This is a genomic window from Enterocloster clostridioformis (assembly GCF_020297485.1).
Taxonomy (GTDB): Bacteria; Bacillota; Clostridia; order Lachnospirales; family Lachnospiraceae; genus Enterocloster; species Enterocloster clostridioformis.
The window spans coordinates 2,643,014-2,668,783 of sequence record NZ_JAIWZC010000001.1 but is presented as its reverse complement, the minus strand read 5'-3'; the positions used below and the strand labels follow the sequence as shown (position 1 = coordinate 2,668,783).

Sequence of the window (25,770 nt, the reverse complement as noted above, 5' to 3'; positions counted from 1 at the left end):
AATAGCAATGGACGGACAGAGAATACGGATTATTAAAAAGAATGATGAATGTTCCATGGAATACCGGATAGGGGATATGTTTTTGGTGGACAGCACCTGGTATGGCGGGGTAAATGTGACCAGTAAGTCGGGAATTCCCCTGTCTCTGGACAAGGAAGAATACGAGTTTGTGAACGGGGAGGATACCGGACATGTGATTGACGCCTATTCCTACGGCCTGGGAGTCATGGACTGCTTCTGCGAGATGGTGTCTGCGGGCCTTAAGACCCTGGCCATGAGCCATCCCTGTGATACCAGGGAGGAACGTGATTCCTACCTGGCGGACGCAGAAAAGCTGTGCAGGAAGTATGGGGTGAAGCTCTATCCGGAGGATGGGATAGAGAGGCTGATAGAGAGGGCGGGCACAGAAAACCAATGAAAAACCGGGTACGCTTGGAACGGATAATTGTAATTGCTGGAATACTGGTAGTGCTGTTCCTCACACTGGTCACCAGCTCCTATTACCAGAATGTTTTAAAGCAGGTGGGGGAGGACGGCGGGGAGGATGGAAATGAATACCGCTACCACTGCGTCATGATTGTGGAGGATTCCGACATGCCTTTCTGGAAGGATGTGTACGAGAGCATCAGAGAGGCGGCCAGGGAGCACAATGCCCTGGTGGAGCTGATGGGCAAGAGTCTTTCCTCCACCATAGAGATGGAGAGCCTTATGGACATGGCCATTGCCTCCAGGGTGGACGGAATCATTCTGGAATACACAGGCGGTCATAAGATAGATGAGCGGATTAATGAGGCCGATAAGGCGGGAATCCCCGTGGTCACGGTCCTCAAGGACGCTCCGGATACCAGCCGCATAAGCTTTGTGGGGGTCAACGATTACCAGCTGGGACGGCAGTACGGGGAACAGATTTTTAAGCTGGTGCCGCCGGATAAGGACGATGTGGAGGTGATGCTTCTGCTCCACGACAGGGATAACAGCAGCCAGGAGCAGATAGCGGAACAGATCAACAACCTGCTGGTGACCTCGCCGGACACATCGGGAAGGGTCAGACTGATACAGGAGACCATGCGTTCCACCGGGAAGGTGGATGCGGACGAGACCATAAGGAACATATTCTTCCGCAAGGAGGGAATACCGGACGTCCTGGTGTGTACCGAGGCCGTAGATACAGAGGCAGCCTATCAGGCCATGATTGACTACAATAAGGTGGGTGAGCTCCAGCTTTTGGGGTATTACAAGTCAGACCAGATTCTGGAGGCTGTCAGGAAGGGGAATATTCCGGTAACGCTTGTCATCGATACGGAGCAGATGGGGCGGTACTGTGTACAGGCATTGGAGGAGTATCTGCAGGAGGGACATGCAAATTCCTATTACAGTGTGGATTTGCAGTTTGTCACAAAGGAAAATGTGAGCCAGCTAATGAAACATGGGCGTTGAGTAAGGAAAAGTGGGCAATGTATATGGAAAGACCGGGAAAGAACATATGGGGCCGCCTGAGCCTGGAGAAGAAGATACTGCTGGCCGTAACCCTTATGATACTGACGTTATTTGTAAGCAATATATTTATCTATCTCCAGGTAAATAAAATAGCCGGAAAGATGGATACGGTTTATGCCAGCAATGTCAATCTGAGCGAGCTGTCAGAGGCATTGGAACATGTGCAGAAGGACATGGGGGACTATGTGTCCGTAAAGAGCTCGGACAGCCTTGAGAGCTATTATAAAAGCCAGCAGGAATACCAGGAATTTTTAGAACGCCTGAATGACAAAACAGTTGACAAGCCGGGAAAAATCCTGGAAAAAAACATCCGTATGATGTCGGAATCCTATCTGGCCGTGACTCAGGATGCGGTCCAGGCCAAACGGGGACGGAATGTGGAACGGTACAGGGAGGCTTATGAGAGGGCCCTTACCCTGTACCAGTACATCAACATGCGTATATCGGAGCTCAACGAGCTTCAGTTTAAAAATAACTCTGCCAGTTACCAGACCATGAGGGAAGCCCTTCGCTATATGGAGGTGTTCAATATGGTAATTCTGATGATTGTCATGCTGGCTGGGATTATGGTGCTCAGGATGCTGGTAAAGGATATGGTGACGCCCCTTACCAGTCTGGCGAGGACAGCGAATCTGGTGGGGCAGGGGAACTTCAACGTAAAGATGCCGGACACGGATTCCAACGACGAGATTGGCATTGTCACCAGAACCTTCAACCAGATGGTAGGCAGCCTGGAGGAGTATGTGGCTAAGGTAAAGGAAGGGGCGGAGAAGGAGCAGGAACTTTTGGAGCGGGAGCTTTTGATGGAAAACCACCTGAAGGAAGCCCGTCTTAAATACCTGCAGTCCCAGATTAATCCCCATTTTCTGTTTAATTCCCTCAATGCCGGAGCCCAGCTGGCTATGATGGAGGACGCGGAAAAAACCTGTATTTTTCTGGACAAGATGGCGGAATTTTTCCGCTACAATGTGAAGAAGGGGCTGGAGGACGCCACGGTGGGGGATGAGACGGCTGCGGCTGAAAATTATATCTACATACTGAATGTGCGGTTTGCAGGGGATATACAGTTTAAAGAGTCCATTGACCAGCGGGTTTTGGATGTGAAGATGCCCAGCATGATATTGCAGCCCATTGTGGAGAATGCGGTCAGACATGGGATCCGCGGCATGGAAGAAAACGGTACAATTCTTCTTACGGTTCACGGGTGCAGGGATTCCATCCGCATCAGTGTGCGGGATAACGGAAAGGGCATGAGCCGTGAGAGGATTCTTGAGGTAATGGAAGGCAGGAGGCAGGAAACGCCGGAGGACGGCGATTCCACGGGAATCGGCCTGGACAATGTGGTCAGCCGCCTGGAATTGTATTATCAGCAAAAGGGCCTGGTCCAGATTGTAAGCGAAGGCCCCGGAATGGGGACCGAGGTCATTATCCATATTCCGGTGAAGGAGGAGATTGGAAATGTTTCGGATATTACTGGCAGATGATGAGGGAATTATGCTGGAGTCCCTTAAGCATATCATTACCACCAGCTTTGGAAGTGAATGCGATATACGATGCGTCAAAACAGGCAGGGCTGTGGTGGAGATGGCTGAAAGTTTTCACCCGGATATAGCATTTGTGGACATCCATATGCCGGGGCTCAGCGGAATCCAGGCTATCCAGGAGATCAGGAAGGTCAATAATGAGATGATTATTATTATCATTACGGCCTACGATAAATTCGCCTATGCAAAGGAGGCGGTGAACCTGGGTGTCATGGAGTATCTGACAAAGCCTATTTCCAATAAAAAGGTGATTTTGGACGTGTGCATGAAAGCCATGCAGCGGGTGGAGGAAGCCAGGCAGAAGCGGAGCGACAACCTTAAAATCAGGGAGAGGCTGGAAATTGTGGTGCCCATGATTGAGAGCGGGTTTATCTACAGCATGCTTCAGGACGACGGCGCAGCGGACAGTTCCGGCTACGAGGAACTGTTGGGAATCAGGGACAATTACGGTTTCTGCCTGGTGCTGGAATTCGGAGACAGGGATGAGAGCGGCAGGCTGACCAATGCAATCGGCTCCAGCGTAAAGGCCAACAAGTATTATCAGGATATGAGGGAAATCGTGAAGGATTATTTTTCCTGTATCACCGGGCCTGTCATGGGCAACCGGGTGGTGCTGTTTGTGCCTTCCTCTGAGCCGACGCTTAAATATGAAGAACGGGTGGAGGTCATCACCAGGACCAGGACCATGCTCCAGAAGCTGGAGAAACACATCGGAAGCGATTTCCGCAGCGGCATCGGGAGTACAAAAACCCTGGGAAACGCGAAGGAGTCATACGGGGAGGCGCTGAGGGCCCTGCGGGAGAGCGTCAGCCATGTGGTCCACATCACGGATATTCCCAGCAGGCAGGGGGATGTGACAGGGGAATATCCAAAGGAGCTGGAAAACAGTTATTACGAGCGGGGGCTGAAGGCGGACAGCGAGGGAGCGGCTGCCTGCGGGGCGGAGCTTTTTTCCTGCATTGAGGGAATGTATGGGTGCCGGGAGGACATGGAGGCCAAGATATTGGAGCTTATCATGCAGTTGGAGTACCGGATTTGTGCAAAGGACGGAACTGAATTCGGCATGAAGCCCAGGGGCAGCTATATACGCGAGATAAGGGATGCATCTGACAGCGACAAATTGTGCCACTGGTTCCTGGAAAAGACGCGGGAAATATGCAAATGCGCGGGAACTGAGAAAAAGAAGGAGATGGAATACCTGGTGGATACGGTGAGGAAATACATTGACGAAAATTACCAGAAGGATATTTCCCTGGATGAGATATCCAGGATGGTAAACATAAGTCCCTATTATTTCAGCAAGCTGTTCAAACAGGGTACAGGGGAAAATTTCATAGAATACCTGACCAGAACCAGGATGAGACAGGCCTGCGTCTGTCTTCAGAACCCGGATTACAGTATCAAGCAGATATGTGCCATGGTAGGATACAGCGATCCCAATTATTTCAGCCGTATTTTTAAGAAATACGAGGGCGTCAATCCCAGCGAGTACAGGGAACGGCTGGAGAATGGGACAGGGAGAGGATAGGGAATAGACATGAGTATACGTAAAAAAGGAACCGCAGGCCGCATTGTCTGCACGCTGTCTGCGGTCCTGTTCACGGTCCTGGCGGCTTCGGGCTGTGTCAGGACGGAGGATGCGGCGGCAGGCAGCGTGGAGCAGGAGGAGACCAAGGTACAGATTGGTCTTAGCTTTGATTCTTTTGTTATAGAGCGGTGGATGCGGGAACGGGATGTGTTCGTATCCGCTGCAAAGGAGCTGGGGGCAGAGGTCAATGTCCAGAATGCCAACGGGGACGTGCAGGATCAGATTTCCCAGATTGAGTATTTCATCAGAAAACAGGTGGATGTCATCGTGGTGGTGGCAGGGGACTGCGAGGCGCTGACAGATGTGATGATTAAAGCCAGGGAAGCGGGAATCAAGACAGTTTCCTATGACCGTCTCATACAGAATGCCGGATGTGACCTTTACATATCCTTTGACAACACCGAGGTGGGCAGGCTGATGGCCAGAAGCCTGTTAGAAAACATACCGGATGGGGGAGATATCTTCTTAATTCAGGGTCCGTTAACAGATCACAATGTAACGCTTGTCCGCGAAGGCATTGACGAGACGCTGGCAGGCAGCAACCTCAGCGTGGTCTACGAGTCCAACTGTGCGGGCTGGATTGCAGAGAACGCCTATACCTACACCAAGGAAGGATTAAAACAGGACCGCTATGTTAAGGGAATCATCTGCGGAAATGATGATCTGGCCAGCCAGGCATTCCGGGCCTTGTCCGAGGAAAGGCTGGCCGGAAAGGTGTACGTGACCGGCCAGGACGGCGACTTGGCAGCCTGCCAGCGCATCGTGGAGGGAACCCAGGAAATGACGGCCTTCAAATCCGTGGAACAGGAGGCCAGCATGGCTGCCAAATGCGCGGTGCTCCTGGGACTGGGAGAGGAAATAGAGGAGGCGCGGAGCACTGCCTATGACGGCACCTATCAAGTTCCCTACCTGGAATTGCAGCCCATTGCGGTCACCGGGGAAAATATGGACGAGGTCATCATTAAGGGCGGGTTCCATGCTAAGGAGGATGTGTATTTGAATGTAAACTGACTTTCATGTCAGTAAGGTGCAGCCTAATGGAGAAATACCAGCAAGACAAAGGGGAGTCCGTTATATGTCAATGTATGGGAATCGGTTGGTTAAACATGAAGCACTAAAAAGATGGGTTAAGACTATTTCGCTGGATAATATTAATTCAGTGGATATTGGAGGGGAGTTGTTTGAATTAACAGAAGAATCCAAGAAAATCCTGGGTATACAGATTGCTTTGTTTTCTAAGCTGGTTGAATTGGTAAAAGATATTTATCGATTCAATTATTTGATATAGAATGCTTAAGCAATGATGCGATATGCCGTATGATTAATGAGATATTGCTGAAAGTCTCAATGGAACATGACTTAGACTTTTCCGTTGCAGAAATGGATGCAATCTATAAATTAGAAGGGGAAGCCAAGTTATATGGAATTCAGTTTCATTCGTTAGAATTCGAGTATATACCAGCCCTATACCTAATCAATGCTCTGCATGCCAAGGAGGCCAGATTGGCATATTTGAGTTACTATCAAGTATTAGAGTATTTTTTTGTTAGAGCACAAAACTATTTTTTTTTAAAACGAATATGGTGCGCTGTCAATGCCTGCTGTAAATCACAATGAACTTAGAAAAGTATTGCACAAGTACAAGAATATACTAAGTGAGAGAGAGTCGCTGAAATGAGTGCTGACAAGGAGTTTGGATATATCAAAGTTTAAAGCCTGGATATTACAAGATAAAAACAGAGTAAATAAATACTGTAATTCACAGAAAAACCCAATTGATTTAACGAAAAGCGATGAAAAGATAGTAGGAAGGCTCTGTGAACGGATATATTCAATGAGGTGTTCCATAGCACATGCGAAAGGGGATGTTGACGAATATATTGCGGTTCCAACGGTAAGTGACAGCGAAATTGGTTTGGAAATTAAGTTGATTAAGTATGTGGCTTATGAAGCATTAAAGGCCTGTTCAGAAATAAAATAAAAGTTTACAATGGAGCAGGGGTAGATATGGTATCTTATCTAATGTGTATTCCCGGCAGTATTCTTTTGCTTTTCATGACCAGGAATGACTGCAAAGACCACGCTAGCACATTTTTAACTAAAAACAATATAAACTGAGCAAAAATGTCCTGTAGAGCACAGGGCATTTTTTTAAACCTCTCAAAAGTGTGCAGATGGGTGCCAAGCAAGTCCAGAGGCCTTTGTGGTATAGTGAAACCATCAAAAACATTTGGAGGAGGATTTGCAATATGAAAAAGAAATTGTTAGTGACCATGCTTACATTAGCCATGGCAGGCAGCCTTATGGCATGCGCAGGCAAGGAGGGAGCTGCTCCTGCTTCAGAGGCAAAGACAGAGACCCAGGCCGACGCAAAGGCAGAGGATGCCAAAGCAGAGGATACCAAGGCTGAGACAGAAGCAGCAAAGGACGGGGCTGCATCCGGCGAAAAGCACCTGATCGGCGTGGCAATGCCAACCAAGGACCTGCAGAGATGGAACCAGGACGGAAGCAATATGAAGGCAGAGCTGGAGGCAGCCGGATATGAGGTAGACCTTCAGTACGCCAGCAACGATGTACAGACCCAGGTATCCCAGGTGGAGAACATGATTTCCAACGGCTGTGAGATGCTGGTAATCGCATCCATCGACGGAAGCTCTCTGGGCGAGCCGCTGGGACAGGCAAAGGAAGCAGGCATACCTGTTATTTCCTATGACAGACTTCTGATGAACTCCGACGCTGTTACATACTACGCAACCTTTGACAACTATATGGTAGGACAGAAGCAGGGCGAATATCTGGTAAAGGCTCTTGGATTAGAGGGGAACGACGGACCGTTCAACATTGAGATGTTCACCGGAGACCCGGCTGACAATAACTGTAACTTCTTCTTCGGCGGAGCCATGGACGTGCTTCAGCCATACATTGACAGCGGAAAGCTGGTTGTAAAGTCCGGCCAGACCACATTTGAGCAGGTGGCAACCGCTAACTGGGATTCGGAGAAGGCACAGAACAGAATGGATACCATCATCGCAGGAAATTACTCCGACGGAACCGTTTTAAACGCAGTACTCTGCTCCAACGACTCCACCGCACTGGGTGTTGAGAATGCCCTTGCATCCTCCTATACCGGCGAATATCCCATTATCACCGGCCAGGACTGTGATATCGCCAATGTGAAGAACCTGATTGCAGGCAAGCAGGCAATGTCCGTATTCAAGGATACACGTACCCTGGCCTCACAGGTGGTTAAGATGGTGGACGCCGTTATGCAGGGCGGAGAGGCAGAAGTAAACGATACCCAGTCTTATGACAACGGCACAGGCGTAATCCCCACATATCTCTGCGAGCCGGTGGTTGTCACAATTGATAATTACAAAGAAATGCTGATTGACTCCGGTTATTACACGGAAGACCAGTTAAAGTAATCAGATGGACCGGTGAAACAGACCGGAAAAGGTGAGAATCACACAGGCGGGGAGAAATACCCGCCTGTATGGTTGTAGGAGGGATAGAATGGCAGAGATACTTTTGGAAATGAGAAATATCACCAAGACCTTCCCCGGAGTAAAAGCCCTTGACAATGTAAACCTGAAGGTGGAAAAGGGAGAAATCCACGCGCTGGTGGGGGAAAACGGAGCCGGTAAATCCACTCTCATGAATGTGCTCAGCGGCATATATCCCTACGGCACATATGAGGGCGACATCATTTACGACGGTCAGGTGTGCAAGTTCGATAAAATCAGTGACAGCGAGGAAAAGGGAATCGTCATCATCCACCAGGAGCTGGCGTTGATTCCATATATGTCCATTGGCGAGAACATGTACCTTGGAAATGAAAAAGGAAAGAAGATGGCAATTAACTGGGACCAGACATACGACGAGGCCGACCGCTATTTAAAGACAGTGGGTCTTAACGAGTCCTCCCATACATTGATCAAGGATATCGGAGTGGGAAAGCAGCAGCTGGTGGAGATAGCCAAGGCCCTTGCCAAAAAGGCCCGGCTGCTGATTCTGGACGAACCAACTGCTTCCCTCAATGAGGATGATTCCAAAGCCCTGCTGGAGCTGCTTCTTAAATTCAAGCAGGAGGGCATGACATCCATCATTATTTCCCATAAGCTCAATGAGATCGCATATGTGGCTGACAAGATAACGGTCATCCGTGACGGCTCCACCATAGAGACGCTGGACAAACAGACAGACGATATCTCAGAGGACCGGATCATAAAGGGCATGGTGGGACGTGAGCTGACAGACCGGTTCCCCAGGAGGGAGAGCATCAGCATCGGCGGCACTGCCCTTAAGGTCAGGGACTGGGTGGTATACCATCCCCTGTACTCAGACAGGAAGGTGGTGGACCATGTTTCCCTTCATGTAAACAAAGGAGAAGTGGTGGGAATCTGCGGCCTTATGGGCGCGGGACGTACGGAGCTGGCCATGAGCATTTTCGGAAAGAGCTACGGCACCAATATATCGGGACGGCTTTATATTGAGGGAAAAGAAGTCCATCTGAATACGGTGCAGGATGCCATACGCCATAAAATCGCATATGTGACCGAGGACAGGAAGGGGAACGGCCTTATCTTGTCCAATCCCATCCGTGTAAACACCACCCTTGCCAACATGGGGGCGGTCAGCAGCCATGGAGTCATAGACAAGGACAAAGAATACATGGTGGCTGTGGAGTACAAGGATAAGCTGAAGACAAAATGTCCTGGTGTGGAACAGAACGCAGGTAATTTAAGCGGCGGCAACCAGCAGAAGGTGCTTCTGGCAAAATGGATGTTCACAGAGCCCGATGTGCTGATTCTGGATGAGCCCACAAGGGGAATCGATGTGGGCGCGAAATACGAGATATACTGCATCATAAACCGTCTGGTGGAGGAGGGAAAGTCCGTCATCATGATATCGTCGGAGCTTCCCGAGGTGCTGGGCATGTCCGACCGCATTTATATCATGAATGAGGGCAGGCTGGCCGGGGAAGTGGACGCTTCGGAAGCTACCCAGGAATATATTATGTCCTGTATTCTTAAAGCTGATAAAGGAGAGTAGACCATGGATCAAAAGCTGAAAATATCAGAGATTCTGAAAAAATATACAATGATTATCGCTCTTGCGGTCATTATCATACTGTTTACCGTGAACACGGGAGGCAAGATGCTTCTTCCGCAGAACGTAAACAACCTGATTGCCCAGAATGCCTATGTATTTATCCTGGCCACCGGTATGCTGTTCTGTATCCTGACAGGAGGCAACATCGACCTGTCCGTTGGTTCCGTGGTATGCTTCGTGGGCGCCATCGGAGGCAAGATGATGGTGGAAATGGGCATCAGTCCCTGCCTTACACTTATCGCCATGGTCATCATGGGAATGCTGGTGGGAGCATGGCAGGGATTCTGGATTGCCTATGTCAGGATTCCTCCTTTTATCGTTACCCTGGCAGGCATGCTGATGTTCAGGGGGCTTTCCAATGTGGTGCTGCAGGGAATGACGCTGGCCCCCATACCGGACCAGTTCCTGGTGCTGTTCAACACCTATGTGCCGGATTTCTTCGCAGTGGAGGGATTTAACCTGACCTGTTTCCTGGTGGGCGTCATTGCCTGTGTTGTCTATGCCGTTATCGTGTTCAACGGAAGGAGACAGAAACTGGCAAAGGGGTATTATGTGGAGCCCCTTACGGGAGTTGTGGTCAAAATGGCAGTCATCTGCATTGTCCTGCTCTCCTTCATGTTCCGTCTGGCCCAGTACAAGGGAATTCCAAACGCTCTTATCTGGGTTGCGGTCATCATCGGAATCTACAGCTATATCGCCTCCAAGACCACCACAGGCCGTTATTTCTACGCTGTGGGCGGAAATGAAAAGGCAACAAAGCTTTCCGGCATTAATACCAACCGGGTATATTTCCTGGCTTATCTGAACATGGGACTTCTGGCAGCCATCGCGGGCATGGTTACAGTGGCCAGACTGAACTCCGCCAACCCAACGGCCGGAAACAGCTATGAGATGGACGCCATCGGCGCGTGCTTTATCGGCGGCGCTTCCGCATACGGCGGCACCGGCACGGTGCCTGGGGTTATCGTGGGCGCAACCCTCATGGGCGTGCTGAATCTGGGCATGAGCATCATGGGCGTGGACCAGAACCTGCAGAAGGTGGTCAAGGGCGGCGTTCTGCTGGCAGCCGTTATCTTTGATGTGGTGAGTAAGAGGAAGTCGTTTATTGTTAAATAATCATATGTGATATCAACAGGAATAATCTGCCCTGGGGCCGTTGTCCTTACAGTCTGCCCCAGGGTATTTCCCTTGAGAAATAAACCTGTGTCATGTATAATAAGATGTATGTGAAAAGAGAAGCGCAGGATGATACAAAGAAGTAAAAAGGAAGTTAAAAAGAAGTTAAAAAGAAGTGCGCTGCAGCATACAAAGGAGATATAACATGACTAAGGAAAAACTAGCATTGGAAATCATAGGCCGCCTGAAAAAAGAATATCCCGATGCAGGCTGTACCCTGGACTATGACCATGCGTGGAAGCTGCTGGTCAGTGTACGTCTGGCGGCACAGTGTACAGATGCAAGGGTGAACGTGGTGGTTGAGGACCTTTACGCCAAATATCCGGATGTGGATGCCCTGGCAGAGGCGGATGTGGAAGACATTGAACGGATTGTGAAGCCCTGCGGCCTGGGACACAGCAAGGCCAGGGACATAAGCGCCTGCATGAAGATACTGAAGGAACAGTATGGAGGCAAGGTGCCGGATGACTTTGACGCCCTGTTAAAGCTTCCCGGAGTGGGAAGAAAGAGCGCCAACCTGATTATGGGGGATGTGTTTGGAAAACCTGCCATTGTGACGGACACACACTGCATCCGCCTGGTGAACCGCATGGGTTTGGTGGATGGAATCAAGGAGCCCAAGAAGGTGGAGATGGCTCTGTGGAAGCTTGTACCGCCTGAGGAGGGCAGCGATTTCTGCCACAGGCTGGTATTCCATGGCCGGGACGTCTGCACGGCCAGGACAAAACCCCACTGCGAGTCATGCTGTCTCAATGATATCTGCAAAAAAGCGGGAGTGGAATAAATATATGCAGGGATGGAATAGAGATGGGACTTGAAGAAAGCTTTATGGAAAAAGCTCTCCGGTATATGATGCGGCCGGAGAGCTTTTTTTGCTTAAAGAGGTAAGCTTAATTAAAGGTATTTCCATATCCCGATGCCTTTGAGCATTTTTGTGTTTTGACAATCCCATCCTTCAGGAGCGGGCAGAGGCAGGGGCTATGGAGTTAAAGAAGAAGCAAGCGGAGGAAGCATAGCTATATGGAATAATTTAGGATATTAAGGGTTCCTAAAATGCGGGATGTGTGCTATATTAGAGAATAATATTCTGCTGCCAGTCAATCATGCTGCGCACATCCTTTGTATGTGCAGGAAAGGAGAGGAACCTTATGAAGAATTCAGGAACCGTGAGAATGGAGACAAAGCGGCTGGTGCTGCGCCCTTTTGTGATAGAGGATGCCGGCGCCATGTTCAGAAACTGGGCAAACGATCCTCAGGTCACGAAGTTTCTCTCCTGGGAACCTCATAAGGATGCGGAGGAGACAAGGAGAATCCTGGAGGGCTGGATTCAGTCTTATGCGTCCGGGGATTATTATAACTGGGCCATAGAGTGGAAGGAAGACCAGGGAAATGTCATTGGAAACATTTCTGTCCCGGAGCTTAACCAGAAGGCCGGACGGGTGACGGTGGGTTACTGCCTGGGCAGGAAGTGGTGGGGGAATGGAATCATGAAGGAGGCGTTTGCGGAGCTGATTCGGTTCTTTTTCGAGGTGGAGGGTGCCAACCGCGTGGAGGCCCTGCATGATACGCGCAATGTGAACAGCGGAAAGGTCATGATGGCCTGCGGGCTTAAAAAGGAAGGGACCCTCCGGCAGTATGGGTGGAATAATCAGGGGATATGCGATGAGTGTATCTATGGGATGGCGGCTTCGGATTATTTTGAAGGGAAATAGTAGAAAATATAAGGAATAATTTGTGTTTTCCCACCAAACATAGTATAATCAAACTGTTTTATACGGTGTAATCAAGAAGGAGATTTATATGGAATTGTTTGAAGAAAAGAATACAACAGAGACATCAGCCCCAGCAAAGCGGTATGAAGGCAAGGCATTCATTTTCTCAGATATCCCGTCACAGGAAAAAATCATTCAAGTTCTGTGTGCAACCTTTGGCCTGGACCCGGAGGGAATAGGAGACACCCTGGTTCTGCACAACGGAGATATAGAAATCCGTCTGGCGGTGGCCAGCGAGTCTGCCGGCGAGCAGGCGGAGGAGTTCATAAAGAAACAGGTGGAGGGAACCTGCGGCCATTTCTATCAGGTGGAAACAGGAGTGGTGGATGTTAAGACCAACCTGCTGTACCAGATTGGACGGGCCAGAAGTTTTGTGCTGGTGGAATATGCCTTTGACGTGGAAGACGAGGAGGATATTGAGGGCAAGAAGACCATGATTGAGGACATGTTTGTGTCCGTCTTAAACGACCTGGAGGGGATCATCCTGATCCAGAACCAGGAAGAGAAAGAGGACAGCATGTTCTGCTGCGGGGAAAATGGGGAAAAGCTTCTGATTCTGTCCGACAAGGGCGGAAGCGCCTTTACCCGCTATCTTCCCTATCAGGAGCCGGACTTAAAGGCCGGAAAGGATATCACCCAGGAACAGGTGGACCGAAGGATGCGCACCATGCAGACGCTTATCGGGAATGCCATCTATGTACCCGGATGGCTGCCGGCGGTTGAGCCTGCTTCGCAGATAACATGTCCCTCCCTGGAGGAGACAGCCAAGAGAGCCCTGGCCATCATGGGCGTTGCCATTTATTCGGAATGCCTGCTGGATGAAAAGCAGGGAGTGGAAAAGGCCCAGAATTTCCTGATGGATTATATTGATAATAACAATACCCAGGATTATTTTTCTCCCAGGGAGTGGAGGTATCTTCACGATACGGCTCCCGACAGGAAGGAAGTCCTGTCTTTCTTAAGGCAGTATGAATCCCTTTACGTGGTAGAGTGGGCGCTGGGACTGGTGGAGGAGCTGGGGTTCCCGGATCATCCGTGCAATCCCGCTGATTTGGTGAAGTCCCTGAGAAATGGCACCAGTATCAGTAAAATCATGGCAAAGTCCAGGCCTAAGAGCCCCAGAGAGCTGTTAGATGCCTGCGACCTTATTTCCTGTCTGGAATGGTCCTGCATCAATGCCAGGCGCCATGAGCTGCCGGAGCCTGCGGGCATGAAGACCGGGGCGGTAAGGGAATGGCACAAGGCTCTTAACTGGCTGACAGGCCATGGCCAGTGGGACGAGGTAAGGGCTAATTCCTAAAATGCGTCTGTAAAGAGGTAGATGGAAATGAAAACTGGAATTGTTGTGGAAGGCGGCGGAATGCGGGGCATTTACGCCGCCGGTGTATTGGATGTATTATTGGAACATGGGATTAAGGCGGACGGTCTGGTGGGCGTTTCGGCCGGCGCCATCCATGGGTGCAGCTTTGTGGCGGGACAGGCCGGGCGCTCCATACGATATAATCTGAAGTACTGCCGCGATCCGCGGTATATGAGCTTCCGATCTCTGGTAACGACCGGCGACCTGGTGGGAAATGAGTTCTGCTATCACGAACTGCCGGAACGGCTGGACCCATTTGACAATGACGCCTTTGAGGCTTCGCCCATGGAGTTTTATGCCACCTGCACGGATGTGGAGACCGGCAGGCCGGTGTACCACAGATGCGACAGCCTGAGGGGAGAGAACATACAATGGATCCGGGCATCCGCATCCATGCCCCTGGTTTCCAGGATTGTGGAAATCGACGGACATAAACTGCTGGACGGAGGAGTATCCGACTCCATTCCCGCGGCTGCATTCCGCAAAATGGGCTTTGGAAGAAGCCTGGTCATACTTACCCGGCCGGATGGCTACCGCAAAAAGCCAAACCATATGCTCCCCGCTATCCGCAGGGTATACCGCAGATATCCTGAATTTATAAAAACCATGGAGTGCCGTCACCTGATGTATAACCGGGAACTGGAGGAGGTCAGACGCATGGAGGCTGCGGGGGAAATTTTTGTCATACGGCCCAGCCATCTTATTAAAATCAGCAGGACAGAAAACAGACCGGAGAAGATACAACAGATGTATGAATTAGGGCGCCTTGACGGGATGAAGGCGCTTCGGGATACAGCGGGTTTTTTAGGAGTGGAGCCGGCTGTGTGCGGGTAATATCATATAAGAGCCATGGACCCTGGAAGTGAGAAAAACGGGTTCACGGCTCTTTTTGCGTTTGCATTTGCCCTGTATTCTTTTTGTAAGCCGTTCCCCAGGCTGCCATGGAGTCCGGTATGGGTTTCAGGCTGTATCCTGTTTCCGTCAGGGTATATTCCACCTTCGGGGGAACCTGCGGGTATATTTTGCGTGTAACAAGTCCTGCCTGTTCCATGGCCCTGAGATGGCTGGTAAGGACTTTCTGGGTTATGCCGCTGACGGACCGCATGAGCTCGTTGAACCGTTTTGTCCCTGTGAGCAAATCCCGGATGATGAGAACCTTCCATTTGTCTCCGATGAGCCACAGGGTCATTTCCACGGGACAGTCCGGTATTTTCATTCCATTATCCATATTGTATCGCCTCCTGGTATCTCTAAGGTTGTATGGTATAAAATAGATATTGGTATAATTATATATCTGCGAAGGAAATTTGACAATGGGAAGGGTGGACGGGATATGACTCGGGATATGTCACGGGATATGACTTTTGGAGAGGGAGATGTATGTATTGTAAACTGTGTTTGAAAGGAGTCAATACCATGGAATATAAGAGATTTGGACAAAAAATCCTTCTCCGCCTGAATCCGGGCGAGGAAGTGGCAGAGTGTATTCGGGAAGTGTGCAGAACTGAAAAGGTGGCTTTGGGAGAGGTCTCCGGGCTGGGGGCTGCTTCTGAGGCGGAACTTGGGGTATTTGATACAACGGAAAAGAAATATTATGGGAAGTCCTTCAAGGGCATCTATGAGATTGCCTCCCTCACAGGCAGCATAACGCAGCAGGGAGAAAATCCCTATCTCCATCTTCACATGGTAATCGGCAACCCACTGGTGGGAGAGTGCCATGGAGGCCATTTGAACAGGGCGGTTATCAGCGCCACTGCCGAGATTTTCATTACGGTGATTGACGGAACCGCAGGCAGAAGAATGAACGAATCCATCGGACTGAATCTGATTGAGTTCACACAGGCGTAATATACAAAAAGGCATACAGGCCCGGACTGCCCCATGTACGAGGCGGTCCGGATTTTTTGGCTGTCCCCTTTAATTGGGATTTGGAAATAGGATGGAATCATGGTATACTTAAGAAAACGCGTTGCGTGGGAGCGAAAACAGCGCAGAGGGAGGTTTTGACATGGAGCGGACGATTCTTTTATTGGGAGATCCTGAATTATATGAGGTCAGCGAGGAAGTGAAAATAGAAGAGCTTCAGCAGATGAAACAGGTGCAGGAGGATTTAAAGGATACCCTGTTGGCATTCAGGGCCCGATATGGAGTGGGAAGAGCCATTGCGGCGCCTCAGATTGGAGTGAAGAAACGTGTTATTTACCGGCACCTGGACACGCCTGTGCTGTTTATCAATCCCTGTCTTTCCTTTCCTGAACAGGATATGATAGATGTGCTGGACGATTGTATGTCATTTCCTGACCTTCTGGTCAGGGTAAAGCGGCATAAACGGTGCATCATATATTATAAAGACCTGGACTGGAACGACTGTTCCATGGAACTGGAGGGGGATATGTCGGAGCTGATTCAGCATGAGTACGATCACCTGGACGGAATACTGGCAACCCTGCGGGCAGTGGATGAGAGGGCATTTGTGATGAAACCTCATTGATGGATAGTGCAGGGCGGCTGTGAGGATACGCAGACATTTTAGACACACAGGAGGAATGATACCGGATGATTGACAAGGAAAAATTTTTGACAAGCTACAACATTGAACCTGAGGAACTTAAGGCAGTCGGTCTGGCCTGGGAGGAGCTGGCTGCCATATATGATGATTATCTGTCCGTTGAGGGAAGACTGCGCAGCATTGGTAAGGATTTTGTATACGATTATCTCTATGATATTGAGAGGGCGGGCATACATTCCTATCGGTACCGTACTAAGGATCCCGGCCATCTGATAGAGAAAATCATACGCAAGCGCAACGAACATTTTGAACGGTTTGAGGATATAAGCAGGAGCAATTATCATAAGTATATCACGGACCTGATTGGTATCCGGGTGTTTTTTCTTTACCGGGAGGATTGGATTCATTTCCACAAATATATAACCAGCGTATTTGAGAATAATCCCGCTCTCTATGTGGTGGACCGGATAAAGGATTTTGATGAGGATCCCAGGCATTATTACATCGCGGAACGGCCAAAGGTCTACCGCAGGAACGGAGACACCAGGATTTATGATGAGAATTTGATTGAGATTAAGTCCAACGGAATATACCGCTCTCTCCACTATATCATCAAATATAAGGGATACTATGTGGAAATCCAGGGAAGGACCCTGTTCGAGGAGGGCTGGAGTGAGATAGACCATGATATCGTATACCCCTATTTCCAGAACGATGAGATGTTAAAGGATTTTTCCACTCTTTTAAACCGTCTGTCAGGCATGGCGGATGAGATGAGTTCCTATTTCCGCAGGATGAAAGGGGTGAAGGAGGAGTGGGAGAGAAAATTGGAGAGACATGATGATGAAGGATAAACAGGACCCGTTTTCCGGCATGAGTCTGGAGGAGCTGTGGCAGATGTTCCCTGTGTTCCTCACAGAGCACAGGCCGGTCTGGGCGCAGTGGTATCAGGAGGAAGGGAAGCGGCTGCTGGACATCCTGTCCATGGAGGATATCTGTGAAATCAGCCATGTGGGAAGCACGTCCATCCCATCCATCTGGGCCAAGCCCATAGTGGATATCCTGGTGGAAATAAGGGAAGGCGCTGATATGCAGGCCATGAAGGAGCATATCATCCGCGGCGGCTACATCTGCATGATGGAAAAGGCGGGGAGGATTTCGTTCAACAGAGGGTACACGCCGTCTGGACTTGCGGAGAAGGTATTCCATCTGCATCTGAGAGAGGCGGGGGATAACGACGAGCTGTATTTTCGGGATTATATGAGGGAGCATCCGGAAGCAGCCAGGGAATATGAGGCGCTGAAACTGAGGCTCTGGAAGGAATATGAATATGACCGGGATGGGTATACGGAGCAGAAAACAGTTATGGTGGCAAGGTTTACCGGGGATGCAAAGACCCTTTATCCCGGCCGGTATAAAAGGCAGGCTTTGGAGTTTGCCAGGGCTGAGCCCGAGGATACGAAAGCGCTGCGCCGGCTTGCCAGGGCGTCGGAGGCGCACTGGGGATATGATGAGGCGTTTATGGAAAACTTTGACGCAGGGTTTAATGTTACGGAAGATTTTATCCGCTGCAATCCTGTGTATGCGGCGGGGGACCGCGGCTGTCCGGCCGCCTTCTGGGGAATCAGGCAGGATAGAGATGCGTGGGAATTAGAGTATTTTTACGTGGCAGAGGAAAGGCTGGGGAGGGGACTGGGAAAACAGATGTGGGAGCATATGATCGGCTGGTGCGGAAAACAGGGAATAGGCCGTATCCAATTTGTCACCAGCCCCCAGGCCGTGGGATTTTACAGGAAAATGGGCGCGGTGCAGGACGGGGAAACACGGTCCCCTGTGGACGGCCGGCCGGTTCCGCGTTTTGTGTATGACGTGTGATATTCCATGGGAAAATGCCGGTAAGGTGTGCTGCGGTCTGGAGGGTGTGCAATAAGGAGGGTATGGAAGAAGTGCAGAAACTGGTAAAATGGTAACGTATGAACAGGCGCCCGGCCGGGAAAAAGACCGGCGGACGCCTGTTTTGTTTGCCCAGCATGGGCGTTTTCTAATGGGTGAAAGTCCCAAGTGCGCGTAGGCAACAACGAAGCACATAGCCGAACAGCAAGGGTGTCCGCCGTGAGACGGAATCTGAAAGAAGCTGTAAGCAAACCTCTGACCTGACGGACAGGAACCGCATATAAGGCTCGGAAATACGGATAAGGTGGCAAAAGGCACTGAAGTCCAAAAGGTTGCCGGAAGTACGAGTAAATGCGGCAGGTACATGGAGGAAAAGAACACGCACCTTAACTGGGGAGGTCTCACAGGCGGTCTCATTAGCCGTAGTAACAACGAATTGTGAGAAGTCAGCAGAAGCCATAGTAGTGAGGAAGTTCCTGTAATGGGGACGGAGCGAAGGGCTGAACAATCAATCAGTTGAAGTACGTTCCACTTCGTAGCCGGAGCATACGCCTGTCGATGACTTCAAAGGCGGCAAAGGCAAAAGGGGCAGAAAGGAAACAACGCATGGACACAAGCAGTCTCATGGAGCAGATATTAAGCAGGGATAATCTAAATGCGGCGTATCTGCAAGTCGTAAGGAATAAAGGAGCGGCAGGCGTGGACGGGATGACCGTTGAAGAACTTGGCGCATATCTTTCGGAAAACGGCGAAAACATTAAGGAACAGTTGCGGACGAGGAAGTATAAGCCGAAGCCAGTCCGCAGGGTGGAGATACCCAAACCCGATGGTGGTACAAGAAATCTTGGAGTGCCAACAGCAGTAGACCGCTTTGTACAGCAGGCGGTGGCACAGGTGCTTACCCCGATATTTGAGGAGCAGTTTCACGACCACAGCTATGGATTCAGACCCAAGCGGTGTGCACAGCAGGCAGTCCTTAAAGCATTGGAAATGATGAATGACGGACACAACTGGATAGTGGATATCGACCTAGCGAAATTCTTTGACACAGTAGACCATGACAAGCTGATGACGATTTTCGGACGGACAATAAAGGACGGAGATGTCATATCGGTGGTAAGAAAGATTCTGGTCAGCGGCGTAATGATTGATGATGAGTATGAAGATACGGTAGTCGGCACACCGCAGGGTGGAAATATCTCGCCGCTGTTAGCAAATATCATGTTAAATGAGCTGGACAAAGAACTGGAAGCAAGGAGGCTGGATTTCGTCCGGTATGCAGATGACCTTATTATAATGGTCGGGAGCAGACAGGCGGCAGAGCGGGTAATGAAGAGCGTGGCTCGGTTTATAGAGGAAAAGCTTGGACTGAAAGTGAACGCGGAAAAGAGCAGGGTTGATAAACCAAAGGGCATTAAGTATCTGGGGTTTGGATTTTACTATGACTCATTTGCCAAAGGGTACAAAGCCAGACCACACCCGAAAGCGGCAGCAAAGTTCAAGGCGCAGATGAAGAAATATACAAGCAGGAGCTGGGGAGTGGGCAATGGTTATAAAATTGGGAAACTCAACCGGCTTATCCGAGGGTGGATAAATTATTTCAAAATCGGAAGCATGAAAAGGCTGTGCGCAAAAATGGACGGACAGATTCGGTATCGACTGCGCATGTGCATATGGAAACACTGGAAAACGCCAAAGAACAGGGAAAAGAATCTTATCAAACTTGGTCTGCCGCCAAATGCGGCACATGGCATTTCATATGCCAAAGGATATGCCAGAGTGTGCAGAAGCTGGAATCTCCACATTTGTATCAGTAAAGAGAGACTAGTACAGCATTGCCAAAATAATAATGAATAGACGTTGCTTTTTTATTGTAGTCGGTGCATAATAATTCTATCACTAAAGAATGGATGTGTTATTATGCGAAGGAAAACAATTGATACTATCCCGGTTTTATCTGATGCCATGAAAAACATATTATCTGCTTTTTCAAAAAGCCGCTCCCTTCCGTCAGGACTGGTCAAAAGAGCCAGCATTGTCCTGCTTGCGTCACAGGGGGAACTCAACCAGAATATTGCACCACAGGTCGGGCTTCATTATAATAATGTTGCCACCTGGCGCAGTCGGTTCCTCGCGGCGCTCCCAGCCTTGCGGAGGATTGAAATGGACGACCCGAAAAAGCTTGAAGATGAGATACGGGCAGTCCTGTCCGATAAAAAACGCCCCGGTGCCCCGTCTGTTTTTACGCCGGACCAGATCATGCGGATCATCGACCTTGCCTGCAGCAACCCAAATGATTTTGGGTACGAAGTAAGCCAGTGGAGTCTCCCGCTGTTAGTGGCAGAAATTAAAAAGCAGGGGATCGCTGAACAGATTTCTGAGAAATCTGTCAGCCGTTTTTTAAAAATGAGGTAGATTTACATCCCCACAAAATCCGTTACTGGCTTCATTCTTCGGAAAAGACGGAAGCCCCGGAATCTTTTGCGCGGAAAGTAAACGAAATCTGCGGCCTGTACCAGAGTGCCCAGGAACAAAGCCGGGAAGGTGCACACATTGTTTCCACGGATGAAATGACCGGGGTACAAGCGCTGGAACATAAATATCCTGACAAGCTCCCATTACCCGGCCAGTGCGCCAAAATGGAGTTTGAGTATATCCGCCATGGCACGACCAGCCTCATCGGGTTCTTTGATGTTGCAACGGGCCGTATGGAAATGCCGTATTTAAACTCCACACGCACAGAAGAGGATTTTGTGGAAGCCGTGAAAGCATTGGTAGGGACAGACCCGCAAGCCCCATGGACATTTATATGCGATGGCCTAAACACCCATAAATCGGAAGCCCTTGTCCGCTTTGTGGCAGAAGCCTGTGCCCTTGGCGTGGAACTGGGCAAAAAAGGGAAAACAGGGATCCTTAAAAGTATGGAAAGCCGAGCGGATTTCCTGCATGACCCTTCCCACCGGATCCGCTTTGTCTATACTCCGAAACACAGTTCCTGGATGAACCAGATTGAGATATGGTTTGGCATCATTAACCGGAAGCTGCTGAAGCGGAAAAGCTACCTATCAATAGAAGAACTGGAAGCAAGCATCCTGCGCTTTATTGAACAATACAATCTTACAGCACACCCATTTAAGTGGACATATGCCGGGATACCATTAGTAATTTAATCACTGATATTTAAGCAATGCTGTACTAGCTAAGTTTGGTCTTGTATCCATGGAAGACTACTACGCCGAAAAGGCTGTTACATGTTAAGTTGATTGAACCGCCGTATACCGAACGGTACGTACGGTGGTGTGAGAGGTCGGAAGGCGAAATAATCGCCTTCCTCCTACTCGATTGCGGGTTGGAGAAGCTGATGCGGGAAACATAGTACAGAATTCTACAGAAGAAAACAGTAGATTGCATATCCATTTTCCGGGAGATAGGATAGAGTCATCAGAAATAAGAAAAGAGGTGTCTTATCATGCAGACATATGATATGGTACAGGCCGGATATGGGGAGGCGGACATCACGCCGGACAGTCCGGCTGAGATGGTGGGATTTTACCGTCCGGATAACCGATCGCAGGGCGTCATGGATTCCTTAAGGCTTCAGGCATTGGTATGGGAGGCTGACGGCGTCAGGGGCGGCCTTATTGCCATTGACAGTCTGGGCTTTACGGTGGACCTGTCCAATGTTATCCGGGATAGGGCCGCGGCGGCGCTTCACACGGGGCGGGAGCGGATTATGGTATGCTTTTCCCATACTCACAGCGCGCCCAATGCCGCAGAGGAACCGGATTATTTTGAAATGGTATGCAGGAAGGCGGACAGGGCTGTCCGGGAGGCCGCAGGCAATATGAAACCCATGGAGGCTGCCTGGGGGATTGGAGAAAACACCGTGGGGATAAACAGGAGGAATGAACCGGACCAGATGGACGGGCGGTTAGGTATTTTGAAGCTGGCTGCGCGGGATGGGAAGGGAAAGGAGGTCCTTCTTATTCGTGTGACAGCCCATGCCAATGTGTTGTCCGGGGATAATTACTTTATCTCCGCAGATTATATTGGGGCCGCAAGGAAACGGCTGGAGGAGACATATAACTGCCGGGTGATGATGGTACAGGGGGCAGCCGGTGATATCCGTCCCAAATATCATCAGGATAACCTGGAATATTTGGAGGTTCACTGCTGTGAGATGGCACGGAACGGATTTTCACAGGAGTACAGGAAAAAATATGGGCCCCAGAGCCGCAGGGCCCTGGAACAGATGGCGGAGCGTATTTTCCGGTCCGTGGATGCTGTGTATGGTTCATTGGTGATGACGCCTTTGGAGCGTCTGGAAATCCGTTCCTCCTTCTGCCGTTTTGCGGCGGATGTGCCGGACATGGAAAGGGCAGGGAAAATTGCAGAGGAGGCGCAGAGAGAAGCCGGAATTGACGGGAGGATGTGGCTGGAGGAGGTGAGGCGCCTTCTGGACGGAGGAATCCGGCGCCAGTACGCGGACATTGAGATTCAGTATCTTTTTATCAGCCAGGGCTGTCTGTGCGGCGTTCCCAATGAGGCCATGTGTCGGATCGCCGTTGACATCTGGAAGGAGGCGGAGGCGCCGCTTCTGTTTTTTAACGGCTATACCAATGGATGCAGCAGCTATCTGCCCACCGCAGAAGAGTATGATAAGGGAGGATACGAGGTGCTGTGGTCCAACCTGGTATACTTTCCCTATCACGGCCGGGTTATGCCTCTTAACAGGAACACGGCCGGAAAAATGGCGATGCAGGTGGTGCGGGATTGGAAGAAGGGGAATCATAAATCATCATAAAGTCATCATAAGAGCCATGAGTGCCAGCAGAAGACAGGGACTGTCCGCCTCCGGCCATACACCGGCGGCGGACAGTCCCTGCAATGGTTTGTATGATTCGATTGTGTTCTTACATCCCGTTTAAATCCCCATTAAATTCCTATTAAATCCGTATCTAATCATCTTCCTCAGGCGTCAGCTCCGTGGTCTCCTTCTCAGGCGGCATGGCCAGTGAGAATATGATAAAGCAGATGAAGGCTGCTGCCAGACCCGGAATGATGGGCTGGCTGAACTTGATGCCGAAAAGCATTCCCTTGGAAACGTGCTCCAGATATACTACCACGATGGTTCCGGCAATCAGGGAGGCAATGGTGCCTGCTGTGGACGCCTTCTTCCAGTAATGTCCCATAACATATGGGAAGAAGGAGCCGGCTGCTCTTAATGTGAAGCAGAACATCAGGATGGATACAATGCTCTGGGTGTTGAAGAGGGCAATGAGCATGGAGGCCAAACCCACCAGGCACATAACGATTTTTGTTACCTTCATGACGGACTGGCTGGAGGCGTCCGGCTTCAGCACTGCTTTATAGATGTCATTGGCAAATATGGAGCCCGCGCCAAGGAGATCGGAGTCAGAACTGGACATGGTGGCGGAGATGATGCCTGCGAACAGAAGTCCGCATATAAGGGCCGGCATGGTGTTGATGGCAAGGACCGGCAGGGCGTAACGCGCGCCTACTGACTCAAACTGTGCGGAGCTGAATTTGCCCATATTGATTAAGGCCAGCGTGATGATGCCCAGGATAGTAGGAACAAAGGCGTAGATAAAGTTTACCAGGGCTGCCAGCCATGCGCCGCCCTTGGCCGCCTTTTCATCCCTGGCAGCGTAGAATCGCGACACAGCCTCCTGCCCTACGGAGAAAGTGGCTGTATACATGATAACAAGGGAGATAATTCCAAACAGATCATAGCCCTGGAACAGGCTCAGTGTGCCCTCCGGTATGTTGGATGCCACATTTCCCCATCCCCCCGCGTAATTCATGGCAAAGGGAACCGCGATAATCATACCGATGACAATCAGGAATACCTGGACAAAGTCTGTCAGTGTAACGCTCCAGAGACCGCCCATGATGGAGTAGACCGTAACCACAACGGCTACGATGATAACAGCCACCTGGTAGTCAATATTCAGCATGGTGGACAGGATGACGGCAGACGCGATGAACTGTCCGGCAGTAAGTCCCACCAGGGGAAGAAGCATGATGACGGCTGTTATGATGCCGCAGGATTTCCCGTAACGCCTGCGGAAATATTCAGGAACCGTCTTGACGGTGGCTGCCCTGAATTTGGGGGCCACGAAGCTGAGGATGATAAAGGCGATTCCCATGGTGGTTATGTACCAGGATGCGCTGAGTCCGAAGCCTGACATACCGTTCTGGACCACGCCCAGGGAGCTTCCGCCGCCGATTTCCGTGGCTGCCAGGGTACCGGCCATGAGAAGCGGTCCCAGACGGCGTCCGGCCACCATGAAGTCGGTGTTGGTGGATATCTTGGTGGATGAGTACCATCCAATCCACAGCATGAAAAGCAGGTAGACGATTACGATGATTGTTACAATTACATTTGAACCCATAAAACCCCTCCTGTTGAAATATTTTTCTTACCATTATTTTACCACAGGAGCTTCAGGGGAATAAGGACCATTTCTGCAGAAAATATACCGAATATGATACTTTGCGGGGAAACTTGACTTATGGCAAAAATGCCAATAAAATATAGAATAGGCTGTGCGCCGTACAGCAGTTTTATGAGAGAGGGGGTCCAGGGTATGTATAATGTGGCTGTCTGTGACGATACAGAAGAGGAGCGCCTTCAGGCGGCGGAATATGCCGGACGGTTTTTTGACCGGGAAGGCATTGAGGTCCGCATAGAAACATATGCATCAGGAAGGGAGCTTCTGGAGTCGGACAGGGAGTATGATTTGTATCTTCTGGATGTGCTGATGCCCGGAATGAGCGGCATTGACACCGCACAAGCACTGGCGGAAGCCAAGGGCCATCCGGTGGTGGTATTCATCACCTCTTCCCTGGAATCAGCCGTGGAGGGATACCGAGTGGAGGCGGCGGGATTTATCTTAAAGCCCGTGGAGGAGGAGAGCTTTTGGGCCACCATGGAGCGTGTGGTGAGGCGCAGACTGGGAGTGAAGAAGGCTGTTCTGCCCGTGGTACATAACCGTGTAAATGTGGAGCTTCCCCTGGAGCGCCTGGCCTGGTTCGAGAACAGGCTTCACCGCGTTTTTGTGAAACTGGCGGATGGGGAAATACTGTCCGTCAACCAGAAGCTGTCCGAGCTGCAGCTGGTTCTGGAACCCCATTCCCAGTTCCTGCGCTGCCACCAGAGTTACCTTGTGAATCTGGACTATGTGGATAAGCTGGAGGATTCCTGTTTTTACATGAAGGATGGGCAGATGATTCCCATATCCAGGAATTTTTATAAACAGAGTAAGAATGCCTACTACCATTACCGGCTGAAATGA

Annotated in this window: 25 protein-coding genes; 23 read left to right on the top strand and 2 right to left on the bottom strand. The window is 50.1% G+C overall.

Going from position 1 to position 25,770, the window contains the following annotated elements; genetic code table 11:
• The first annotated feature begins 7 nt into the window (after positions 1–7).
• The 14 genes from LA360_RS13390 to LA360_RS13325 all read left to right on the top strand — a co-directional run bounded on the left by LA360_RS13390 (position 8) and on the right by LA360_RS13325 (position 14,883).
• Positions 8–418: a hypothetical protein gene (locus tag LA360_RS13390; protein ID WP_002588123.1), complete on the top strand. Its 411-nt coding sequence runs from the start codon at positions 8–10 to the stop codon at positions 416–418.
• The gene (locus tag LA360_RS13385) at positions 415–1,437 is read left to right on the top strand and encodes a sugar ABC transporter substrate-binding protein (protein ID WP_022200338.1); all 1,023 of its coding nucleotides are present in this window, start codon (positions 415–417) and stop codon (positions 1,435–1,437) included. The genes LA360_RS13390 and LA360_RS13385 overlap by 4 nt, the downstream gene beginning before the upstream one ends.
• A 17-nt stretch (positions 1,438–1,454) precedes the next feature.
• Complete coding sequence (locus LA360_RS13380) at positions 1,455–2,981, top strand: sensor histidine kinase (protein WP_022200337.1); 1,527 nt, start codon at positions 1,455–1,457, stop codon at positions 2,979–2,981.
• Positions 2,956–4,569, top strand: coding sequence for a response regulator (locus tag LA360_RS13375; RefSeq protein ID WP_057572277.1), 1,614 nt, complete (start codon positions 2,956–2,958; stop codon positions 4,567–4,569). The genes LA360_RS13380 and LA360_RS13375 overlap by 26 nt, the downstream gene beginning before the upstream one ends.
• A gap of 9 nt (positions 4,570–4,578) precedes the next feature.
• Positions 4,579–5,640 (top strand): sugar ABC transporter substrate-binding protein, encoded by a 1,062-nt coding sequence (locus LA360_RS13370; RefSeq protein WP_022200335.1) that lies wholly within the window; start codon positions 4,579–4,581, stop codon positions 5,638–5,640.
• A 64-nt stretch (positions 5,641–5,704) separates the two neighbouring features.
• Positions 5,705–5,917, top strand: coding sequence for a hypothetical protein (locus LA360_RS13365; protein ID WP_022200334.1), 213 nt, complete (start codon positions 5,705–5,707; stop codon positions 5,915–5,917).
• Between the two features lie 405 nt (positions 5,918–6,322).
• Positions 6,323–6,610, top strand: a complete 288-nt coding sequence (locus tag LA360_RS13360) for a hypothetical protein (protein WP_225537532.1) — start codon at positions 6,323–6,325, stop codon at positions 6,608–6,610.
• 268 nt (positions 6,611–6,878) lie between these two features.
• Positions 6,879–8,054 (top strand): multiple monosaccharide ABC transporter substrate-binding protein, encoded by a 1,176-nt coding sequence (gene chvE, locus LA360_RS13355; protein WP_057572276.1) that lies wholly within the window; start codon positions 6,879–6,881, stop codon positions 8,052–8,054.
• 88 nt (positions 8,055–8,142) lie between these two features.
• Positions 8,143–9,681: a multiple monosaccharide ABC transporter ATP-binding protein gene (gene mmsA, locus LA360_RS13350; RefSeq protein ID WP_112482058.1), complete on the top strand. Its 1,539-nt coding sequence runs from the start codon at positions 8,143–8,145 to the stop codon at positions 9,679–9,681.
• Positions 9,682–9,684: 3 nt separating this feature from the next.
• Entirely contained in the window at positions 9,685–10,857 is a 1,173-nt protein-coding gene (gene mmsB, locus LA360_RS13345; protein WP_057572275.1) for a multiple monosaccharide ABC transporter permease, read from the top strand.
• A 205-nt stretch (positions 10,858–11,062) separates the two neighbouring features.
• Positions 11,063–11,701 carry an endonuclease III domain-containing protein gene (locus LA360_RS13340; RefSeq protein WP_002593934.1) on the top strand — a complete coding sequence of 213 codons (639 nt, stop codon included), beginning with the start codon at positions 11,063–11,065 and terminating at the stop codon, positions 11,699–11,701.
• A 364-nt stretch (positions 11,702–12,065) separates the two neighbouring features.
• Entirely contained in the window at positions 12,066–12,629 is a 564-nt protein-coding gene (locus LA360_RS13335) for a GNAT family N-acetyltransferase (protein WP_022200329.1), read from the top strand.
• Between the two features lie 88 nt (positions 12,630–12,717).
• The gene (locus LA360_RS13330) at positions 12,718–13,989 is read left to right on the top strand and encodes a DUF4272 domain-containing protein (protein ID WP_057572274.1); all 1,272 of its coding nucleotides are present in this window, start codon (positions 12,718–12,720) and stop codon (positions 13,987–13,989) included.
• A 27-nt stretch (positions 13,990–14,016) separates the two neighbouring features.
• Positions 14,017–14,883: a patatin-like phospholipase family protein gene (locus LA360_RS13325; RefSeq protein WP_002588135.1), complete on the top strand. Its 867-nt coding sequence runs from the start codon at positions 14,017–14,019 to the stop codon at positions 14,881–14,883.
• Positions 14,884–14,926: 43 nt separating this feature from the next.
• Here LA360_RS13325 and LA360_RS13320 read toward each other — a convergent pair whose 3' ends face one another.
• The gene (locus LA360_RS13320) at positions 14,927–15,277 is read right to left on the bottom strand and encodes a winged helix-turn-helix transcriptional regulator (RefSeq protein WP_022200327.1); all 351 of its coding nucleotides are present in this window, start codon (positions 15,275–15,277) and stop codon (positions 14,927–14,929) included.
• A 188-nt stretch (positions 15,278–15,465) separates the two neighbouring features.
• On the opposite strand from LA360_RS13320, the gene LA360_RS13315 reads away from it, so the two are divergent.
• The 8 genes from LA360_RS13315 to LA360_RS13280 all read left to right on the top strand — a co-directional run bounded on the left by LA360_RS13315 (position 15,466) and on the right by LA360_RS13280 (position 23,255).
• A complete protein-coding gene (locus LA360_RS13315) occupies positions 15,466–15,897 on the top strand; it encodes a PPC domain-containing DNA-binding protein (RefSeq protein ID WP_022200326.1) in 432 nt (143 codons plus the stop codon).
• 160 nt (positions 15,898–16,057) lie between these two features.
• Positions 16,058–16,540, top strand: a complete 483-nt coding sequence (locus tag LA360_RS13310; protein ID WP_022200325.1) for a peptide deformylase — start codon at positions 16,058–16,060, stop codon at positions 16,538–16,540.
• 65 nt (positions 16,541–16,605) lie between these two features.
• Positions 16,606–17,412, top strand: coding sequence for a hypothetical protein (locus LA360_RS13305; RefSeq protein WP_022200324.1), 807 nt, complete (start codon positions 16,606–16,608; stop codon positions 17,410–17,412).
• Positions 17,399–18,433 carry a GNAT family N-acetyltransferase gene (locus LA360_RS13300; protein WP_022200323.1) on the top strand — a complete coding sequence of 345 codons (1,035 nt, stop codon included), beginning with the start codon at positions 17,399–17,401 and terminating at the stop codon, positions 18,431–18,433. Before LA360_RS13305 ends, LA360_RS13300 begins: the two co-directional genes overlap by 14 nt.
• A gap of 624 nt (positions 18,434–19,057) precedes the next feature.
• Positions 19,058–20,308, top strand: coding sequence for a group II intron reverse transcriptase/maturase (ltrA, locus tag LA360_RS13295; RefSeq protein WP_112482240.1), 1,251 nt, complete (start codon positions 19,058–19,060; stop codon positions 20,306–20,308).
• A gap of 63 nt (positions 20,309–20,371) precedes the next feature.
• A complete protein-coding gene (locus LA360_RS13290; RefSeq protein ID WP_112481404.1) occupies positions 20,372–20,866 on the top strand; it encodes a helix-turn-helix domain-containing protein in 495 nt (164 codons plus the stop codon).
• The gene (locus tag LA360_RS13285; protein ID WP_112481403.1) at positions 20,836–21,621 is read left to right on the top strand and encodes a transposase; all 786 of its coding nucleotides are present in this window, start codon (positions 20,836–20,838) and stop codon (positions 21,619–21,621) included. Before LA360_RS13290 ends, LA360_RS13285 begins: the two co-directional genes overlap by 31 nt.
• A 299-nt stretch (positions 21,622–21,920) precedes the next feature.
• A complete protein-coding gene (locus tag LA360_RS13280) occupies positions 21,921–23,255 on the top strand; it encodes a hypothetical protein (protein WP_022203105.1) in 1,335 nt (444 codons plus the stop codon).
• Positions 23,256–23,409: 154 nt separating this feature from the next.
• On the opposite strand, the gene LA360_RS13275 is transcribed toward LA360_RS13280, so the two are convergent.
• Positions 23,410–24,867 (bottom strand): sodium:solute symporter family protein, encoded by a 1,458-nt coding sequence (locus LA360_RS13275; protein ID WP_022203106.1) that lies wholly within the window; start codon positions 24,865–24,867, stop codon positions 23,410–23,412.
• Positions 24,868–25,062: 195 nt separating this feature from the next.
• Between LA360_RS13275 and LA360_RS13270 the strand changes: the two genes are divergently transcribed.
• Positions 25,063–25,770, top strand: coding sequence for a LytR/AlgR family response regulator transcription factor (locus LA360_RS13270; protein WP_022203107.1), 708 nt, complete (start codon positions 25,063–25,065; stop codon positions 25,768–25,770).

Excerpts from the sequence above, each read along its gene's own strand:
- LA360_RS13315 (WP_022200326.1), top strand. The coding sequence starts at position 15,466 with ATGGAATATAAGAGATTTGGACAAAAAATCCTTCTCCGCCTGAATCCG.
- LA360_RS13320 (WP_022200327.1), bottom strand. The coding sequence starts at position 15,277 with ATGGATAATGGAATGAAAATACCGGACTGTCCCGTGGAAATGACCCTG.
- chvE (WP_057572276.1), top strand. The coding sequence starts at position 6,879 with ATGAAAAAGAAATTGTTAGTGACCATGCTTACATTAGCCATGGCAGGC.
- LA360_RS13325 (WP_002588135.1), top strand. The coding sequence starts at position 14,017 with ATGAAAACTGGAATTGTTGTGGAAGGCGGCGGAATGCGGGGCATTTAC.
- LA360_RS13335 (WP_022200329.1), top strand. The coding sequence starts at position 12,066 with ATGAAGAATTCAGGAACCGTGAGAATGGAGACAAAGCGGCTGGTGCTG.
- mmsB (WP_057572275.1), top strand. The coding sequence starts at position 9,685 with ATGGATCAAAAGCTGAAAATATCAGAGATTCTGAAAAAATATACAATG.
- LA360_RS13330 (WP_057572274.1), top strand. The coding sequence starts at position 12,718 with ATGGAATTGTTTGAAGAAAAGAATACAACAGAGACATCAGCCCCAGCA.
- LA360_RS13385 (WP_022200338.1), top strand. The coding sequence starts at position 415 with ATGAAAAACCGGGTACGCTTGGAACGGATAATTGTAATTGCTGGAATA.
- LA360_RS13290 (WP_112481404.1), top strand. The coding sequence starts at position 20,372 with ATGCGAAGGAAAACAATTGATACTATCCCGGTTTTATCTGATGCCATG.
- LA360_RS13375 (WP_057572277.1), top strand. The coding sequence starts at position 2,956 with ATGTTTCGGATATTACTGGCAGATGATGAGGGAATTATGCTGGAGTCC.
- LA360_RS13310 (WP_022200325.1), top strand. The coding sequence starts at position 16,058 with ATGGAGCGGACGATTCTTTTATTGGGAGATCCTGAATTATATGAGGTC.
- ltrA (WP_112482240.1), top strand. The coding sequence starts at position 19,058 with ATGGACACAAGCAGTCTCATGGAGCAGATATTAAGCAGGGATAATCTA.
- LA360_RS13370 (WP_022200335.1), top strand. The coding sequence starts at position 4,579 with ATGAGTATACGTAAAAAAGGAACCGCAGGCCGCATTGTCTGCACGCTG.
- mmsA (WP_112482058.1), top strand. The coding sequence starts at position 8,143 with ATGGCAGAGATACTTTTGGAAATGAGAAATATCACCAAGACCTTCCCC.
- LA360_RS13365 (WP_022200334.1), top strand. The coding sequence starts at position 5,705 with ATGTCAATGTATGGGAATCGGTTGGTTAAACATGAAGCACTAAAAAGA.
- LA360_RS13275 (WP_022203106.1), bottom strand. The coding sequence starts at position 24,867 with ATGGGTTCAAATGTAATTGTAACAATCATCGTAATCGTCTACCTGCTT.
- LA360_RS13380 (WP_022200337.1), top strand. The coding sequence starts at position 1,455 with ATGTATATGGAAAGACCGGGAAAGAACATATGGGGCCGCCTGAGCCTG.
- LA360_RS13270 (WP_022203107.1), top strand. The coding sequence starts at position 25,063 with ATGTATAATGTGGCTGTCTGTGACGATACAGAAGAGGAGCGCCTTCAG.
- LA360_RS13280 (WP_022203105.1), top strand. The coding sequence starts at position 21,921 with ATGCAGACATATGATATGGTACAGGCCGGATATGGGGAGGCGGACATC.
- LA360_RS13305 (WP_022200324.1), top strand. The coding sequence starts at position 16,606 with ATGATTGACAAGGAAAAATTTTTGACAAGCTACAACATTGAACCTGAG.
- LA360_RS13390 (WP_002588123.1), top strand. The coding sequence starts at position 8 with ATGGACGGACAGAGAATACGGATTATTAAAAAGAATGATGAATGTTCC.
- LA360_RS13300 (WP_022200323.1), top strand. The coding sequence starts at position 17,399 with ATGATGAAGGATAAACAGGACCCGTTTTCCGGCATGAGTCTGGAGGAG.
- LA360_RS13340 (WP_002593934.1), top strand. The coding sequence starts at position 11,063 with ATGACTAAGGAAAAACTAGCATTGGAAATCATAGGCCGCCTGAAAAAA.